Genomic DNA, 13,927 nt, shown 5'->3' with positions numbered 1-13,927 from the left:
TCGGCACGCGGTTCGCGGTGCGGTCGTGGAGGAGCCCGCGGCCGGCGGAGGAGTGGACCCCACGAGATCCACAGGTCGTTCCCTGGACACCCCCGGCCCGGCGGCGCAGACTCGGTGGATGGGGAACGCGGTGGGGCACGGGGTGCGCACCGGTGTCGTGCGCGACGCCGACCGGCCCGGTCGTGCGGTGCGGGTGACCACCCACCCCGAGGCCGACCGGGTCGTGCTGTCGACGTGGCAGGACGCGGTGTGCGTCTCGACGGTGCGGCTGGACCGGGCCGAGGTCGTGGAACTGCTCACCGCCCTCGGCGCAGCGCTCCTGCCGCCAGACCGGTGAGGCCGACCGCGCCGCCGACGGCGACGGTCAGGACGAGCGGCGAGGGTTCCAGCAGCGGCTGGCCGAGCAGGGCCTGGACGGTGAGCAGCGCGACGAGCCCGGCGTAGCCGACGGCGGCGACGGCCACGAGGCGGAAGCGGACGCCTTCCTCGCGCAGGGCCGCGACGCGGCGGCCGGCGACCTCCAGGGCCAGCAGGCCCAGCGGGAGGACCTGCAGGGCGTGCAGCCCGACGAAGTGGCCGATGCGCAGGTCCCCGCCCTCGGTGCTCCACCCCAGGAACGGCAGGCCCGGGCCGCCGTCGGGGACGCCCACGGCGTGCGCCCCGGCGACGCCCCGGAAGTCGGCGAGCTGGGCGGCGGTGGGCGTGGTCATGAGGAACGCCAGCGCCATCCCGACCAGCCCCAGGACGACCCCGGCGCGGACGGCGAGGGTGCGGGCGCGGTCGGGCAGCGGGCTGCGGAACACGAGCAGGCCGACGACGGCGGTGGTGACCCACACGACGGCGATGGAGACGCCCATGACCGACCACAGGGTCGTGGACAGGGCGGTGGCGACGTTGAAGTGGCTGGTGGTGCCGGTGGCGGCGGCCCACACGATGATGACGATCTCGACGGCGAGCCCGGCGGTGGTGACCGCGGCGGCGCCGGCGGCGAGGCGGGGCCGGCGCAGCCCGGGCAGGCCGACGAGCCAGGCCATCGTGAGGGCGTAGACGCCGATGGACAGGGCGAACTTCAGGGGTTTGAACCAGGCGTTCTGCCCCAGGACGCGCTGGGGGTCGACGACGGCGAGGACCGCGGTGACGACGGCGAGGACGGCCATCGCGGCGGCGAGGACGACCAGCGGGCGGTTCCAGCGGGAGGGGGTGGGGACGGCGGGGGCGGGGCGGAGGTCGAGGGTGCTCACGAGCTGGTCCCTTCGGGCGGTGGGCCGTAGCGGCGGAGGGCGACGTTCTGCTGGGCGATGCGGCGCAGCCCGGCGAGGAGCTGGTCGCCGAGGACGGTGCCGACGACGACGGTCTGGGCGGTGGCCTCCCGGTCGCCGTGGTCGCCGCCGGCACGGGCGGCGTCGACGGAGGCGGCGACGGCGTCCAGGTCGGCCTCGGCGACGAGGTCGGCGGCGTGGGCGTAGGCGGGCAGGCTGGCGGCGAGGTCGTCGCGGCCGACGGCGCTGTAGGCGTCGAGGACGGCGGCGGCGGCGCGCACCGCGGGGTCGCCGTGGTGGACGTGCCAGCCGCGGGCGGCGGCGAGTTCCTCGACGCGCCGGACCGAACCCGCCGTGGGTGGAGTGATCCCTTGCGGCAGAGCCGATTGCGCGACGCCCATGACCTCGGCGAGGGGCAGGCCGGGGTCGTCGACGGCGGACAGGACGCGGGCGGTCGCCGCGACGGTCAGGCCGCCGACGTCGATGAGCGAGCGGATGAGGCGGAGCCGTTCGAGGTGCGCCTCGGAGTAGTCGGTCTGGTTGTAGCCGGTGCGTTCCCCGGCGGGCAGCAGCCCTTCGCGGGCGTAGTACTTGATGGAGGCCGTGCTGACGCCGCTGCGGTCGCTGAGCTCGGAGATGCGCACATCGACAGTTTCGCTATCGATAGTGTTACTGTCAATACGTGACCGCCTCTCCCCGCGGGAACCTCCCGCTCGCCGCCCTGTGGTTCGCCCTCGCGCTCGCCGGCCTCGCCGGCACCTGGGCCCTCAACCTCCGCTTCATCGCCGACCCGCAGGGCCTCGGCTACGTCGAGGCCTGGTTCGTCAACCCCGCCAGCTCCTCGGCCGCCGTCGACGTCGTCGTCACCGCCCTGGCCACCTGCGTGCTGTTCGCCGTCGAGAGCCGGCGGCTGGGCTGGACGCGGTGGAGCTGGCTCCTCGTGCCGCTCACCTTCGCCGTCGCCCTCGCGTTCACCTTCCCGCTGTTCCTGGCGCTGCGGGAACTGACCCTGCGCCGCCGGAGCCGCCGCGACCCCGCACCGCCCGGCGCCTAGGCTCCCGGGTGCGCCCGACCCGCGACGAGGAGACGTCCATGACCACCCACCCCATCCGCTTCCGCGAGAGCGACTGCGACCTCGCCGAGTTCGCGAAGCTCGTCGACCGCACCACCGACCTCGCCGACTACCCGCACGCCGCCGACGTCCAGCAGAACGTGCTGGTCTACGACGCCGCCTCGCTGCGCTCGGCCGTGACCCGCGACCGCGAGGCCGTCGAGGCCGAACTGGTCCGCGCCCTCACCGACGGCCCGGGCGTGGCGGTGTTCAAGGGCGCCTTCGACGACCTCGGCGTCGTCGACCGCGTCAGCGCCGTGTTCGACGCGGTCATCGCCGACGAGAAGGCCGCAGGCACCACCAAGGGCGACCACTTCGCGAAGGCCGGCGCCAACGACCGCGTCTGGAACGCCCTGGAGAAGCTCGCCGTCCGCGACCCGGAGGCGTTCGTCGACTACTACGCCAACGACGTCCTCGCCCTCGTCGCCACCGCCTGGCTCGGCCCCGGCTACCAGGTCACCTCCCAGGTCAACCTCGTCCGCCCCGGCGGCCGGGCGCAGGACCCGCACCGCGACTACCACCTCGGCTTCCTGTCGAACCCCGTCGCGGCCCGCTACCCCGCGCACGTGCACCTGCTCTCCCCCGTCCTCACCCTGCAGGGCGCCGTCGCCCACAGCGACATGCCGGTCGAGTCCGGCCCGACCCTCTACCTGCCGTACTCCCACCAGTACCCGCAGGGATACCTCGCGTGGCGCCTGCCGGAGTTCCGCGAGCACTTCGCCCAGCACCACGTTCAGCTGCCGCTGGCCAAGGGCGACGCCGGGTTCTTCAACCCGGCCCTGTTCCACGGCGCGGGGTCGAACGTGTCCGCCGACGTCCAGCGCTCGGCGAACCTCCTCCAGGTCTCCTCGGCGTTCGGCCGGGCCATGGAGACCGTCGACCGGGTGAAGGTGGCGAAGGCCGTCTACCCGGCCCTGTTGTCCCGCAAGGGGTCCGGCGCCTCCGAGGAGTTCCTCACCAACGCCGTCACCAGCGCCGCCGACGGGTACCCGTTCCCGACGAACCTCGACCTCGACCCCAACGTCGGGGGCCTGACCCCGCTGTCGCAGACCGAACTGCTGCACCGGGCCCTGGCCGAGGGCTGGGACGCGCAGAAGACGTCCGCCGAGCTCGACGCGTACGCCGCGCGGCGCCGCACCGACGCGGTCTGACCGGCCCGCCGGCCGGCGGGTGGGCGCCGGGGGTCGGGTCGACCCCGGCGCTCACGCCGGGCTCAGGCGCCGACGCGGCAGCGGGCTGGAGTACACGACGCTGGTGGTGATGCCGCCCAGGGTCGCGATCCTGCCGGTGACCCGTTCGAGGTCGCGCATGGACCGCGCGAGGACCTTCAGGACGAAGCAGTCGTCCCCCGTCACGTGGTGGGCCTCGACGACCTCCGGGGTGGTGTCCAGCAGGTCGTGGAACGGCTTGTAGTTGCCGGTCGGGTACGCCAGGCGCACGAAGGCCGTGACGGCGTACCCGAGCGCCTCCGGGTCCAGGACCGCGCTGTAGCCGGTGACGACGCCGGTGTCGGTGAGCCGGCGCAGCCGGTCGGCGGTCGCGCTGGCGGACAGGTTGATCGCGCGGGCCAGGTCGGCGACGCTGGCCCGGCCGTCCCGCTGCACCTGCTCCAGCAGGGCGTGATCGGTCGCGTCCAGGGTGGGCCGGGGATTCGTCGTCACGACACCGAAACTACCGGTGGACCACCGGCCGGAGAGCCAGATCACCGGGGAACGCCCCTGGTCCGGGGCCCGCCGTCCCGGTTCGATGGCGGCATGACCCACGAGAACCCCGCCCTGGCCTTCTTCGCCGCCCAGCTGGCCTTCCAGACCGACCCCGCCGACCTGGCCGCCGCCCGGGCCGCCGGCGAGGCGCCCGTGGTCCTGGACGTGCGCTCGGCGCAGAGCTGGGCGCAGGGCCGCATCCCCGGCGCCCTGCACCTGCCCGGTGCGCAGCTGCGCGACCGCGTCCGGCAGCTGGTGCCGGACCTGGACACCCCGGTCGTCGTCCACTGCTGGGGCCCGGGCTGCAACGGCGCCACCAGGGCCGCCGCCACCCTGGCCACGATGGGGTACACCTCGGTGCGCGAACTGATCGGGGGGTTCGAGTACTGGGCCCGCGAGGGGCTGGCGACCGTCAGCGACGCCGGGCGCTCCCGCCGCGCCCCGGACCCGCTCGTCGCCCCCGTGCCGCTGCCCTGAGCGACCGCACCCGGCGGGGCGCTCACCGCGCCCCGCCGGGGACCTCACCAGGCCACGGTCCCCGACCGGTCGCGGAACTGACCCGTCGGCCCGTCCACCCCGATCGTGGCGAGCTCGACGATCGCGTCGGTCCCCTCCGTCACCGTCTGCGGCCCGGAGTGCCCGTTGAAGTCCGTCGCCGTGTACCCGGGGTCGGCCGCGTTGAACTTCACGTCCGGCAGCGCCTTCGCGTACTGCGTCGTCAGCATCGTCAGCGCCGCCTTGGAGGAGGTGTACAGCGGGAGCGCGAGCGTCGACTCCACCCGGCCGGGGTCGTGCGTCGCGGCGAACGACCCCATCCCGCTGGACACGTTCACGACGACGGGGTTCGACGACCGGCGCAGCAGCGGCAGGAACGCGTGCGTGACCCGCACGACCCCCGCCACGTTGGTGTCGTAGACGGCGTGCAGGTCGGCGGCGGTGATCTCGTCGGCCGGTTTGTGCGGCCCCCCGACACCGGCGTTGTTGACCAGGACGTCGACGGTCCCCTCGTGCGCGGCGACGTCGGCGGCCGCGGCCTGCACGGACGCGTCGTCGGTGACGTCGACCTGGACGAACCGCGCGCCGAGGGCCTGCGCGGCGGCCCGGCCCCGCTGCGGGTCGCGCGCGCCGACGACGACGGTGTGCCCGGCCTCGACGAGCCGGCGGGCGGTCTCGTAGCCGAGGGACTTGTTGGCTCCGGTGATGAACGTGGTGGTCATGGCTGAACCCTCGCCCCGGGGACGGGGTGGGACCAGTGCCCCCCGCGACGGTAGGACCACCGGTACCAGGCAGGTCCCCGGGCGCGCGGGGCACGATGGGGCGGTGGAGGACCTGGGAACCGCCCTGCGCCGCTGGCGCGACCGGCTGTCGCCGCTGGACGTGGGGCTGAGCGTCCGGTCGGGGCGCCGGGCGGTGGGGCTGCGGCGCGAGGAGCTGGCCGACCTGGCCGGGTTGTCCGTCGACTACGTGGTGCGCCTGGAGCAGGGCCGCGCGACGAGCCCGTCGGCGCAGGTGGTCGCAGCGCTGTGCCGGGCGCTGCAGCTGGACCCGGGCGAGCGCGACCACGCGTACCGGCTGGCGGGGCTGCTGCCGCCGGCGGACGGGGTGGTCTCCGACCACGTCCCGCCGGGGGTGCAGCGGATGCTGGCCCGGTTGCGGCAGTTCCCGGTCGGGGTGTTCAGCGCCGACTGGCGGTTGCTGTCGTGGACGCCGTCGTGGGCGGCGCTCATCGGGGACCCCGCGGGGCTGGCCGAGGAGCAGCGCAGCCTGGTGCGGGCGGTGTTCACCGGCGCGTCGGCCGGGTTGTCGCGGTGGCCGGTGCGCAACGCCGACCCGGGGATGCCGGCCGCCCTGGTCGCGGACCTGCGGACGGCGCTGGCCGACCACCCGCGCGACCGGCGGCTGGCGGGCCTGGTGGAGGAGGTGCGCCGGGACAGCGCCGAGTTCGCCCGGTTGTGGGACACCGGGGCCGTCGGGCGGCACGTGTCGGCGCGCAAGACGATCGAGCACCCCGACGTGGGCGACGTGACCTGCGACTGCGACGTGCTGACCGCCCCGGGCTCGGACGTCCGGCTCGTCGTCTACACCGCGCCGGCGGGGTCGGCCGACGCGGAGAAGCTGGATTTCCTGCGCGTCACGCGGGGGCGGGGCGTCGTCGCCGCGTCCACTCCAGGACCTGCTCGGCCGGCCAGGTCGTGACGACCCGCTCGGCCGGGACGCCGCACTCCTGCGCCCGGGCGCACCCGTAGGGCTGCCAGTCGAGCTGCCCGGGGGCGTGGGCGTCGGTGGACAGCGTGAACAGGCACCCGGCCTCCACGGCCTGCCGCAGCAGCGCGCGCGGGGGGTCCAGGCGTTCGGGGCGGGCGTTGATCTCGACGGCGACGTCGAACTCGACGCAGGCGGCGAAGACGGCGTCGGCGTCGAACTCGCTGGGCGGGCGTCCTCCCGGCCCCACCCGCCCGTGGCCGCCGGCGACCATCCGGCCCGTGCAGTGGCCCAGGACGTCCACGCGCCCGGACCCGATCGCCGTCAGCAGGCGGCGGGTCATGGCGGCGCGGGGCATCCGCAGCGCGGAGTGGACGGAGGCGACGACGACGTCGAGCCGGGCGAGCAGGTCCGGCGGGCAGTCCAGGGTGCCGTCGCGGTCGATGTCGACCTCGATCCCGGACAGCAGCCGGAACGGCGCCAGCGGCGCGGCCAGCGCGGCGATCTGGGCCAGTTGCCGCTCGCGGCGCTCCCGCGTCAGGCCGTTGGCGACCTTCAGGCCCTCGGAGTGGTCGGTGACGGCGAGGTACTCGTGGCCGAGCTCGGCCGCGGTGAACGCCATCTCGGCCAGGGGGCTGCCGCCGTCGCTGGCGTCGGTGTGGGCGTGCAGGTCCCCGCGCAGCTGCGCCCGCAGCTCCTGCCCGCCCTCGACGAGGGGACCGGCGGCCTCCTCGAGCGCGGCGAGCCGGTCGGGGGTCCGGCCGGCGGCGGCCTGGGTGACGACCTCGGCCGACGACTTCCCGATGCCCTTGAGGTCGGTGAGCGTCCCGGCGGCCAGCCGGGCGTCGAACTCGTCGGGGTCCAGGGCCAGCAGCACCGCCGCGGCCCCGCGGAAGGCCTGCACCCGGTAACTGCTGGCCCGTTCGCGTTCCAGCAGGAACGCCGTGCGCCGCAACGCCTGCACGGGATCCACGAGTCCACCCCCGGTGTTCGGCACCCGTTCGGGGTGCGCGGTCGCGGCCCACTCTGCACCATCGGCAGGTGGCCCGTCTGCGTCGTGTGTCCGCCTCCTCGCCCGGTTTCTCCCGGCGCCGCAGGGGCCGCGGCTGGACGTACCTGGACACCGCCGGGGAACGCATCGCCGACCCCGACGTCATCGCCCGGATCAACGCGCTGGCCATCCCGCCGGCCTACACCGACGTGTGGATCTGCCCCCACCCCAACGGGCACCTGCAGGCCGTCGGCACCGACGACCGGGGCCGGCGCCAGTACCGCTACCACCCGCAGTGGCGGCTGGAGCAGGACCGGGCCAAGCACGACCGGGTGCTGGAGGTCGCCGCCCGGCTGCCCGCGGCCCGCGAGCGCGTCAGCGATCTCCTCCAGGGGTCGGGCCTGACCCGCGAGCGCGTCCTGGCCGCCGCCTTCCGGCTGCTGGACCTGGGGTTCTTCCGGGTCGGCGGTGACAGCTACGCCGAGGAGAACGGCTCGTACGGGCTGGCCACGCTGCGCCGCGACCACGTCCACCAGCACGGCGAGGACCTGGTGTTCTCGTACGTGGCGAAGTCCGGCAAGGACCGGACGGCGGTGGTCTCGGACCCGGCGGTGCGCGAGGTGGTGCGTTCCCTCAAACGCCGCCGCGGCGGCGGGGACGACCTGCTGGTGTGGCGGACGTCGCGCGGCTGGCACGACGTGACGGCCGACGACGTCAACGACTTCCTGCACGAGACGATCGGGCCCGACGTCAGCGCGAAGGACTTCCGGACCTGGCACGCCACGGTCCTGGCCGCGGTGGCGCTCGCGGTGTCGCTGCCGGTGGCCGCCACCCCCACGGCCCGCAAGCGGGCGGTGACGCGGGCCTGCGCGGAGGTCTCGGAGTACCTGGGCAACACGCCGACCGTGTGCCGCAGCAGCTACATCGACCCGCGGGTGATGGACCTGTTCGGCGACGGCGTGACGATCGCCCCGGCCCTGGGAGACCTGGGCTCGGAGGGGTTCGGCAACCCGGCCACCCACGGCGCGGTCGAGCAGGCCGTGCGGGACCTGCTGCACACCGACCCCGAGGCCGTGACCCGCTCCATCGCGCGGGGCCGCCGGCCGGTGGTGGCGTCGCGGCGGCTGTCGGTGCCGGGGACCGGGCGGGCGGCCTGACCGCGCGGCGACCGCGGGTGCCCGGGCCTCGTCGGCAGCACCTGCGCGCGTCCCCTATGCTGGACGGGCTCCGGCAGCAGTGCCGGGGTGCGCCCCCATCGTTTAGTGGCCTAGGACGCCGCCCTTTCAAGGCGGTAGCACGGGTTCGAATCCCGTTGGGGGTACGCAGGGACTCCGGTCCAGAGGGTGGTCACCACCACCCCCGCGGATCGGGTAAGGTTCTTGCAAGCAAGGCCGCGAGGCGAGCAAGACAGCAAGACCAAGGCTTCATTGAGGCCCCGTAGCGCAGTTGGTTAGCGCGCCGCCCTGTCACGGCGGAGGTCGCGGGTTCGAGTCCCGTCGGGGTCGCTCGTCGTGCCGGTTCACCGGCCCGGCACGGCCAGGTAGCTCAGTTGGTAGAGCGTCCGACTGAAAATCGGAAGGTCAGCGGTTCGACCCCGCTCCTGGCCACCTGGACTGACCAGGTCTTCTGCATCGCGAGGCCCCTCTTCGGAGGGGCCTTTCGCGTACCTGCCGCACAGCGCCCCGTGAGTGCTCGTCGTCCGACCCGCGGGGGCGCGGTGGCCGAACCGGTGGGCCGCACCCGCTGCGGGCCGACCTCGTGGTGGCCCCGTGCGGAGCGGCCCCGGTCCGGGCGTCTGCGCCCACCACCGGCCGGGACCGCGACGCGGTGCGATCCCCCGGGCGGGTGACACCCGTGCCCGGCGCACCGGCCGGCCGTCACCGCTGCCTACGCTCGACGGGTGCGCCTGCTCGACGAGATCCCCGCCACCGAGGTGGACGGCGTGCCCGTCCTGTGGGCAGCCGGCCCCGAGCCGCTGTCCGCGGCCCTCGTCTTCCGCGTCGGGCGCGCCGACGAGTCGTTCGTCGACGGTGGCGTGACCCACCTGGTCGAGCACCTCGTGATGCGCGGCGTGGGCCGGGTCCCCATCGAGGCGAACGCGCACGTCTCCGCCCACACCACCACCTTCGAGGCGACGGGCTCGGCCCGTCACGTCGTGGACTTCCTGGCCCGGGTGTGCCGGCAGCTCGAGCGGCTGGACACCACCGCCCTCGAGGTCGAGCGGGGCGTCCTGACCGCCGAGGCCGAGCGCTCCGGCGGCGGGCCGGCCGCCGAGGCCGCGAGCCTGCGGTACGGCTGCCGGGGGGCGGCCCTGACCGCCTACCGCGACCTCGGCGTCGCGCACCTGGGTGCCGCCGCCGTCGAGGCGTGGGCGGCGCGCTGGTTCACCCGCGGCAACGCCGTCCTCGCGCTGACCGGGCCGGTGCCCGACGGGCTCCGCCTGCCGCTGCCGCCCGGTGAGCGCGCCGCCGTGGCCCCCCTGGCGCCGCGCGCCCTGCAGCTGCCCGCGTGGGACTCCGCCGCCGGCGGCACGGCCGTCTCCCTGCGGCTGCGCACCGGGGACGGTACCGACCTGGCGATCGCGCGGATGCTCGCCCGCGCGGGCGAGGACGCCGTGCGCCACGAGCGGGGCCTGGCGTACGACGTCGGCACCGACGGGCTGCGCGTGGACCTCACGACCAGCGAGGTGGCGCTGCACGCCGACAACGACCCCGAGCGGGCCGCTGCGGTCGCCGGGCTGCTGCTGGACGTCGTCGAGCGCTTCGCCACCGCGGGACCGTCCGCGGCCGAGGTGGAGGCGGACGTCGAGCAGGCCTTCGAAGCGCTGGCCGACCCGCGCGCCACCGGTGACGCCACGGCCGCGGCGGCGCAGGAGCTGCTGCTGGGCCTGCCCGTGCGCACACCCGCGCAGCGGTTCCAGCAGACCCGCGACCGCGACGCCCACCGGCTGCGCGCGGCGGTGGGCGAGGCGCTGGCTGAGGCGCTGGTGCTGCTGCCCGGGGACGCCGGGCTGGAGCGGCCCGGCCTGCGCCGCCTGGCGCCGAGCTCGCACCCCCTGCCGGCGGGGCGTGAGCTGCGTCCTCGGCTGTTCCGCGGCGTGCCCCGCGGCGTGCGCCTGGTCGTCGGCGACGACGGGGTGGCGCTGCGCCTCGCCGAGGGCGACGTGGTGGCCCCCTGGGGCGACGTGGTGGGCGTCAGCGTGCTCCCCGACGGCACGCACGTGCTGCAGACCGGTGACGGCCCGGCGGTGCCGGTGGACGCCGGCGACTTCCGCGGCGCGGGCGACGTGCTCGCGCAGCTGCGCCGCCGGGTGCCACCGGCGCTCTTCGTCCCCGAGCCGCAGCCGGCCCGCGCGGGCCGGGCGCCGGTGGGGTCGCCGGGGAACGGCTCGTCGTAGGCGGGGTGCCGGTCCCTCGGCCGGTCGTGCCCTCGCCGCGGTCGTCGTCCGCGGTCCTCCTCGTGCCGGTACCACGGCACCCACCCGGCGGGCGCGCTCGTCGGGGGGCGGAGGGCCTGAGCCGTCCCGGCCCTGGCGACCGGGAGCGGAGGGTCGGGGCCCGGGCGGCGCGGGTAACCTCCTGCCGTGCCGACGATCCCCAGCCCCGCCCTCATCGCCCCCGCCGTCCTCGGCGGCTACGCCGTCGGCCGCAGCACCGGGAACCGGCGGCTGGCGGGGGTGGCCCTGGTGGCCGGGCTCGGCGCGGCCCTGCCGCGCTGGGGCCGCCGCTCCCCCGCGCTGGCCGCCGCGCTGGCCCTGGGCACCGTCGGGCTCGTCGGCGCCTCGCACCCGCTGTCGAAGCGGGTCGGGCCGTGGCCGGCGGTGCTGACGACGACGGCCGCGGCCGCGGCCCTGGCCGCGGTGGGTGACCGCCTCGCCGGACGGTCCGGCGCCGCCGGCTCGTGACGCCCGCGGGGGCCGACTGGCGGGCCCTCGCCGCGCACGCCCCCGCGACGGTCCTGCTGTCCGGCTCGACCGTCCTGTGGGCCTCCCCGGACGTCGCCCGGTTCGTCGCGGTCGCTCCCGCCGACCTGGTGGGGACCGACGTGCTGGACCTCGTCGTCGAGCGCGACCGGGACCGGGCCGCCCGGGCGCTGGCGCGGGCGGCGAGCCGGCCGGGTGAGCGGCTGGGGCCGGTGCGGGTGCGCCCGCGGGCGCGTCCGGACCTGCGCGTGGAGGTGGTGGCCCGGTCCCGCGCCGCCGACCACGTCGTCCTGGCCGTCTGGGACGTCACCGAGCGCCTCGCCGCCCAGCGCGAGCTGGGCCACCGCGCCCGGCACGACGCGCTGACCGGCCTGCCCAACCGGGCTCTGCTGGCCGACCGCTGGGAGCGGGCCCGGGCCCGGGCGCGGACCGGGACGGGGCTGCGGACGTTCGTGCTGCTGTGCGACGTCGACGGCCTCAAGGAGGTCAACGACGCGTTCGGCCACCGGGTCGGGGACGCCCTCATCGTCGACGTCGCGCGCCGGCTCGCGGCGGAGGTGCGGCCCGGCGACACCGTCGCGCGGCTGGGCGGGGACGAGTTCGTCGTGCTCGTGGACTCGGTCCCGGCCGGGCACGTGGAGGCGCTGGCCCGCCGGCTGCGGCGCAGCGTCCTGGAGGTCGCCGAGGGGGTCCGGACCGGTCTGTCGGTGGGCTGGGCGGCCGACGACCCGGGCCGGTCCACGGACGCGGTGCTGGCCGAGGCCGACGCCCGCATGTACGAGGACAAGCGGGCGCACCGCGCGCCGTGACCGGCCCTCAGACGCGGGTGGCCGTGAGGTCGCGCACCTGCGCGTAGCGCTCGCGGACGGCCGGGGTGGGGTCGGCCTCGAACGTCTGCGAGCGGCCCAGGGACCACTGCGGCGGGCCGTCCCCACCGGCCAGCGCCCACGCCGCCTGCCGGGCCGCGCCGTCGGCGACGTACTCGCCCGGTTCGGGCACCACGACGGGGCGCCCCAGGACGGCCGGGGCCAGGACCCGCACCGCCTCCGAGCGCGCGCCGCCGCCCACGAGGACGACCCGCCCGACCTCGACGCCCTGCGCCGCGAGCGCGTCGAGGCCGTCGGCGAGCCCGCACAGCAGCCCCTCGACCACCGCGCGGGCGAGGTGGGCCGGGGTCGACGTCGACAGCGTCAGGCCGTGCAGGGCGCCGGTGGCGTCCGGGCGGACGGGGGTGCGCTCCCCCTCCAGGTAGGGCACCAGGACGAGCCCGCCGCTGCCCGCGGGCGCGCTCAGGGCCAGCCGGGACAGCTCGGCGTGGTCGACGCCGAGCATCCGGGCCGCCGAGTCGAGCACGCGGGCGGCGTTGAGCGTGCAGACCAGCGGCAGGTAGCGACCGGTGGCGTCGGCGAAGCCGGCGACGAGCCCGCTGGCGTCCCGGGTGGGCCGGTCGCTGACGACGCTGACGACGCCGGAGGTGCCGATCGAGACGACGACGTCGCCGACGCGGGCGCCGACCCCGAGGGCGGCGGCCATGTTGTCCCCCGTGCCGGGCGCCAGCAGGGCCCCGTGTGAGAGCGGGCTGCGGCTGGTGCCGGCCGCGGCGGCCGGGCCCAGCACCTCCGGCAGCGCGGGCACCGCGCCGAACGCCCGTTCCAGCAGGTCCTCGCGGTAGCGGCCGTCGGCCGGCGACCAGTAGCCGGTGCCGCTGGCGTCCCCGCGGTCGGTGACCAGCCGGTCGCCTCCGCCGAGCCGGTGGGTCAGCCAGTCGTGCGGCAGGCAGACCGCCGCGGTGCGGGGCACGTTCCGCGGTTCGTGCTCGGCGACCCAGCGCAGCTTGGTGATGGTCAGCGAGGCGACCAGGACGCTGCCGACCTGCTCGGCCCACGCCTGCGGGCCGCCGAGCTCGGCGGTGAGCGCCTGCGCGGCCGGGGCGGAACGGGCGTCGTTCCACAGCAGCGCGGGGCGGACCACCTCCCCGGCCTCGTCGAGCAGCACCGACCCGTGCTGCTGGGCGCCGACGGCGATCGCGGCGACGTCGTCGAGCCCGCCGGCGTCGGCGACGGCCTCCTCCAGGGCGCGCCACCAGTGCGCGGGGTCGACCTCGGTGCCGTCGGGGTGCGCGGCCCGCCCGATCCGCAGCAGCTCACCCGTCTCGGCGTCGCGGACGACCACCTTGCACGACTGCGTCGACGAGTCGATCCCGGCCACGGCCCGCGCGGTCCCACCGGCTCCTGTGCTGGTCATGGGGCACAGCTAACACGATCGGCGGGACGCCGCGGACGGGGCTCGGCCACGGCCGGCAGGGGGCCGGGACCGGCCGCGTTGGGCCGTCCGGGACCGGACCGCGCGACCGGGATGCCGGAACGTCTCCCGAACATGTACCTTTGGGGGCACGGAGAGATGACAGCTGCTCCGGGGTAGCACAGACTGCCCCGGCCGACGCGCGAGGGGGTCGACGCCATGGGGCGCGGCCGTCAGAAGGCCAAGCAGACGAAGGTCGCTCGGGAGCTGAAGTACTTCAGTCCCGACACCGACTACAACGCTCTGCAACGTGAGCTTCACGGGCCCGACCCGTACCGCCAGACGGGGCGCGACACCGCCCCCGAGGCGCCGGAGTCTGACGTGGAAGACGACGACTCGGACGACAACCCCGAGAACTGGTCGAAGTACACCGCCACGGACGACTACGACGACTGGTCGTCCAAGCGCCGGGCTTGACCGGGCGCAGGACCAGATCGC

16 protein-coding genes and 3 tRNA genes are annotated in these 13,927 nt (G+C 76.2%); 13 read left to right on the top strand and 6 right to left on the bottom strand.

Features of this window, described 5'->3' with window-relative positions:
• The first annotated feature begins 118 nt into the window (after nucleotides 1–118).
• Entirely contained in the window at nucleotides 119–337 is a 219-nt protein-coding gene (locus ACRYRX_RS12345; RefSeq protein WP_432512229.1) for a hypothetical protein, read from the top strand.
• Here the strand turns inward: ACRYRX_RS12345 and ACRYRX_RS12340 are convergent.
• Together ACRYRX_RS12340 and ACRYRX_RS12335 are read right to left on the bottom strand one after the other, a co-directional pair.
• Nucleotides 297–1,241: a hypothetical protein gene (locus ACRYRX_RS12340; RefSeq protein WP_432512228.1), complete on the bottom strand. Its 945-nt coding sequence runs from the start codon at nucleotides 1,239–1,241 to the stop codon at nucleotides 297–299. The two genes, ACRYRX_RS12345 and ACRYRX_RS12340, sit on opposite strands and share 41 nt — an antisense overlap.
• Complete coding sequence (locus ACRYRX_RS12335; RefSeq protein ID WP_432512227.1) at nucleotides 1,238–1,903, bottom strand: MerR family transcriptional regulator; 666 nt, start codon at nucleotides 1,901–1,903, stop codon at nucleotides 1,238–1,240. Before ACRYRX_RS12335 ends, ACRYRX_RS12340 begins: the two co-directional genes overlap by 4 nt.
• Before the next feature lie 38 nt (nucleotides 1,904–1,941).
• Between ACRYRX_RS12335 and ACRYRX_RS12330 the strand changes: the two genes are divergently transcribed.
• Entirely contained in the window at nucleotides 1,942–2,313 is a 372-nt protein-coding gene (locus tag ACRYRX_RS12330; protein ID WP_432512226.1) for a DUF2834 domain-containing protein, read from the top strand.
• A 38-nt stretch (nucleotides 2,314–2,351) separates the two neighbouring features.
• Nucleotides 2,352–3,521, top strand: coding sequence for a phytanoyl-CoA dioxygenase family protein (locus ACRYRX_RS12325; RefSeq protein ID WP_432512225.1), 1,170 nt, complete (start codon nucleotides 2,352–2,354; stop codon nucleotides 3,519–3,521).
• Between the two features lie 51 nt (nucleotides 3,522–3,572).
• Here ACRYRX_RS12325 and ACRYRX_RS12320 read toward each other — a convergent pair whose 3' ends face one another.
• Nucleotides 3,573–4,031, bottom strand: coding sequence for an Lrp/AsnC family transcriptional regulator (locus tag ACRYRX_RS12320; protein ID WP_432512224.1), 459 nt, complete (start codon nucleotides 4,029–4,031; stop codon nucleotides 3,573–3,575).
• A gap of 93 nt (nucleotides 4,032–4,124) precedes the next feature.
• Here ACRYRX_RS12320 and ACRYRX_RS12315 point away from each other — a divergent pair, with 93 nt between their 5' ends.
• Nucleotides 4,125–4,550 (top strand): rhodanese-like domain-containing protein, encoded by a 426-nt coding sequence (locus ACRYRX_RS12315; RefSeq protein WP_432512223.1) that lies wholly within the window; start codon nucleotides 4,125–4,127, stop codon nucleotides 4,548–4,550.
• A 44-nt stretch (nucleotides 4,551–4,594) separates the two neighbouring features.
• Here ACRYRX_RS12315 and ACRYRX_RS12310 read toward each other — a convergent pair whose 3' ends face one another.
• On the bottom strand, nucleotides 4,595–5,290 hold the full coding sequence (locus tag ACRYRX_RS12310; protein WP_432512222.1) for an SDR family NAD(P)-dependent oxidoreductase: 696 nt from the start codon (nucleotides 5,288–5,290) through the stop codon (nucleotides 4,595–4,597).
• Between the two features lie 103 nt (nucleotides 5,291–5,393).
• On the opposite strand from ACRYRX_RS12310, the gene ACRYRX_RS12305 reads away from it, so the two are divergent.
• The gene (locus ACRYRX_RS12305; RefSeq protein ID WP_432512221.1) at nucleotides 5,394–6,269 is read left to right on the top strand and encodes a helix-turn-helix domain-containing protein; all 876 of its coding nucleotides are present in this window, start codon (nucleotides 5,394–5,396) and stop codon (nucleotides 6,267–6,269) included.
• On the opposite strand, the gene ACRYRX_RS12300 is transcribed toward ACRYRX_RS12305, so the two are convergent.
• Nucleotides 6,205–7,248, bottom strand: coding sequence for a PHP domain-containing protein (locus tag ACRYRX_RS12300; RefSeq protein WP_432512220.1), 1,044 nt, complete (start codon nucleotides 7,246–7,248; stop codon nucleotides 6,205–6,207). The genes ACRYRX_RS12305 and ACRYRX_RS12300 overlap by 65 nt on opposite strands.
• Before the next feature lie 68 nt (nucleotides 7,249–7,316).
• Between ACRYRX_RS12300 and ACRYRX_RS12295 the strand changes: the two genes are divergently transcribed.
• The 7 genes from ACRYRX_RS12295 to ACRYRX_RS12265 all read left to right on the top strand — a co-directional run bounded on the left by ACRYRX_RS12295 (nucleotide 7,317) and on the right by ACRYRX_RS12265 (nucleotide 11,997).
• Entirely contained in the window at nucleotides 7,317–8,423 is a 1,107-nt protein-coding gene (locus ACRYRX_RS12295; RefSeq protein WP_432512219.1) for a DNA topoisomerase IB, read from the top strand.
• A gap of 91 nt (nucleotides 8,424–8,514) precedes the next feature.
• Nucleotides 8,515–8,587: transfer RNA gene (locus tag ACRYRX_RS12290), tRNA-Glu, on the top strand.
• A gap of 110 nt (nucleotides 8,588–8,697) precedes the next feature.
• A tRNA-Asp gene (locus tag ACRYRX_RS12285) sits at nucleotides 8,698–8,771 on the top strand.
• Between the two features lie 29 nt (nucleotides 8,772–8,800).
• Nucleotides 8,801–8,873 (top strand) — tRNA-Phe (locus tag ACRYRX_RS12280).
• Nucleotides 8,874–9,166: 293 nt separating this feature from the next.
• Nucleotides 9,167–10,663 carry a hypothetical protein gene (locus tag ACRYRX_RS12275; protein ID WP_432512218.1) on the top strand — a complete coding sequence of 499 codons (1,497 nt, stop codon included), beginning with the start codon at nucleotides 9,167–9,169 and terminating at the stop codon, nucleotides 10,661–10,663.
• 186 nt (nucleotides 10,664–10,849) lie between these two features.
• Nucleotides 10,850–11,170: a hypothetical protein gene (locus ACRYRX_RS12270; protein WP_432512217.1), complete on the top strand. Its 321-nt coding sequence runs from the start codon at nucleotides 10,850–10,852 to the stop codon at nucleotides 11,168–11,170.
• A complete protein-coding gene (locus ACRYRX_RS12265; RefSeq protein ID WP_432512216.1) occupies nucleotides 11,167–11,997 on the top strand; it encodes a GGDEF domain-containing protein in 831 nt (276 codons plus the stop codon). The genes ACRYRX_RS12270 and ACRYRX_RS12265 overlap by 4 nt, the downstream gene beginning before the upstream one ends.
• A 7-nt stretch (nucleotides 11,998–12,004) precedes the next feature.
• Here ACRYRX_RS12265 and xylB read toward each other — a convergent pair whose 3' ends face one another.
• Complete coding sequence (gene xylB / locus ACRYRX_RS12260; protein WP_432512215.1) at nucleotides 12,005–13,432, bottom strand: xylulokinase; 1,428 nt, start codon at nucleotides 13,430–13,432, stop codon at nucleotides 12,005–12,007.
• A gap of 216 nt (nucleotides 13,433–13,648) precedes the next feature.
• Between xylB and ACRYRX_RS12255 the strand changes: the two genes are divergently transcribed.
• Nucleotides 13,649–13,906 carry a DUF3073 domain-containing protein gene (locus ACRYRX_RS12255; RefSeq protein WP_432512214.1) on the top strand — a complete coding sequence of 86 codons (258 nt, stop codon included), beginning with the start codon at nucleotides 13,649–13,651 and terminating at the stop codon, nucleotides 13,904–13,906.
• Nucleotides 13,907–13,927 lie beyond the last annotated feature (21 nt).

The sequence above is a fragment of the Kineococcus lubricus genome, from assembly GCF_050871965.1.
GTDB lineage: Bacteria > Actinomycetota > Actinomycetes > Actinomycetales > Kineococcaceae > Kineococcus.
Note: the sequence above shows the minus strand (reverse complement) of the source record. Positions and strands in the feature narration are given on the sequence as shown.

Excerpts from the sequence above, each read along its gene's own strand:
- xylB (WP_432512215.1), bottom strand. The coding sequence starts at position 13,432 with ATGACCAGCACAGGAGCCGGTGGGACCGCGCGGGCCGTGGCCGGGATC.
- ACRYRX_RS12255 (WP_432512214.1), top strand. The coding sequence starts at position 13,649 with ATGGGGCGCGGCCGTCAGAAGGCCAAGCAGACGAAGGTCGCTCGGGAG.
- ACRYRX_RS12345 (WP_432512229.1), top strand. The coding sequence starts at position 119 with ATGGGGAACGCGGTGGGGCACGGGGTGCGCACCGGTGTCGTGCGCGAC.
- ACRYRX_RS12315 (WP_432512223.1), top strand. The coding sequence starts at position 4,125 with ATGACCCACGAGAACCCCGCCCTGGCCTTCTTCGCCGCCCAGCTGGCC.
- ACRYRX_RS12310 (WP_432512222.1), bottom strand. The coding sequence starts at position 5,290 with ATGACCACCACGTTCATCACCGGAGCCAACAAGTCCCTCGGCTACGAG.
- ACRYRX_RS12325 (WP_432512225.1), top strand. The coding sequence starts at position 2,352 with ATGACCACCCACCCCATCCGCTTCCGCGAGAGCGACTGCGACCTCGCC.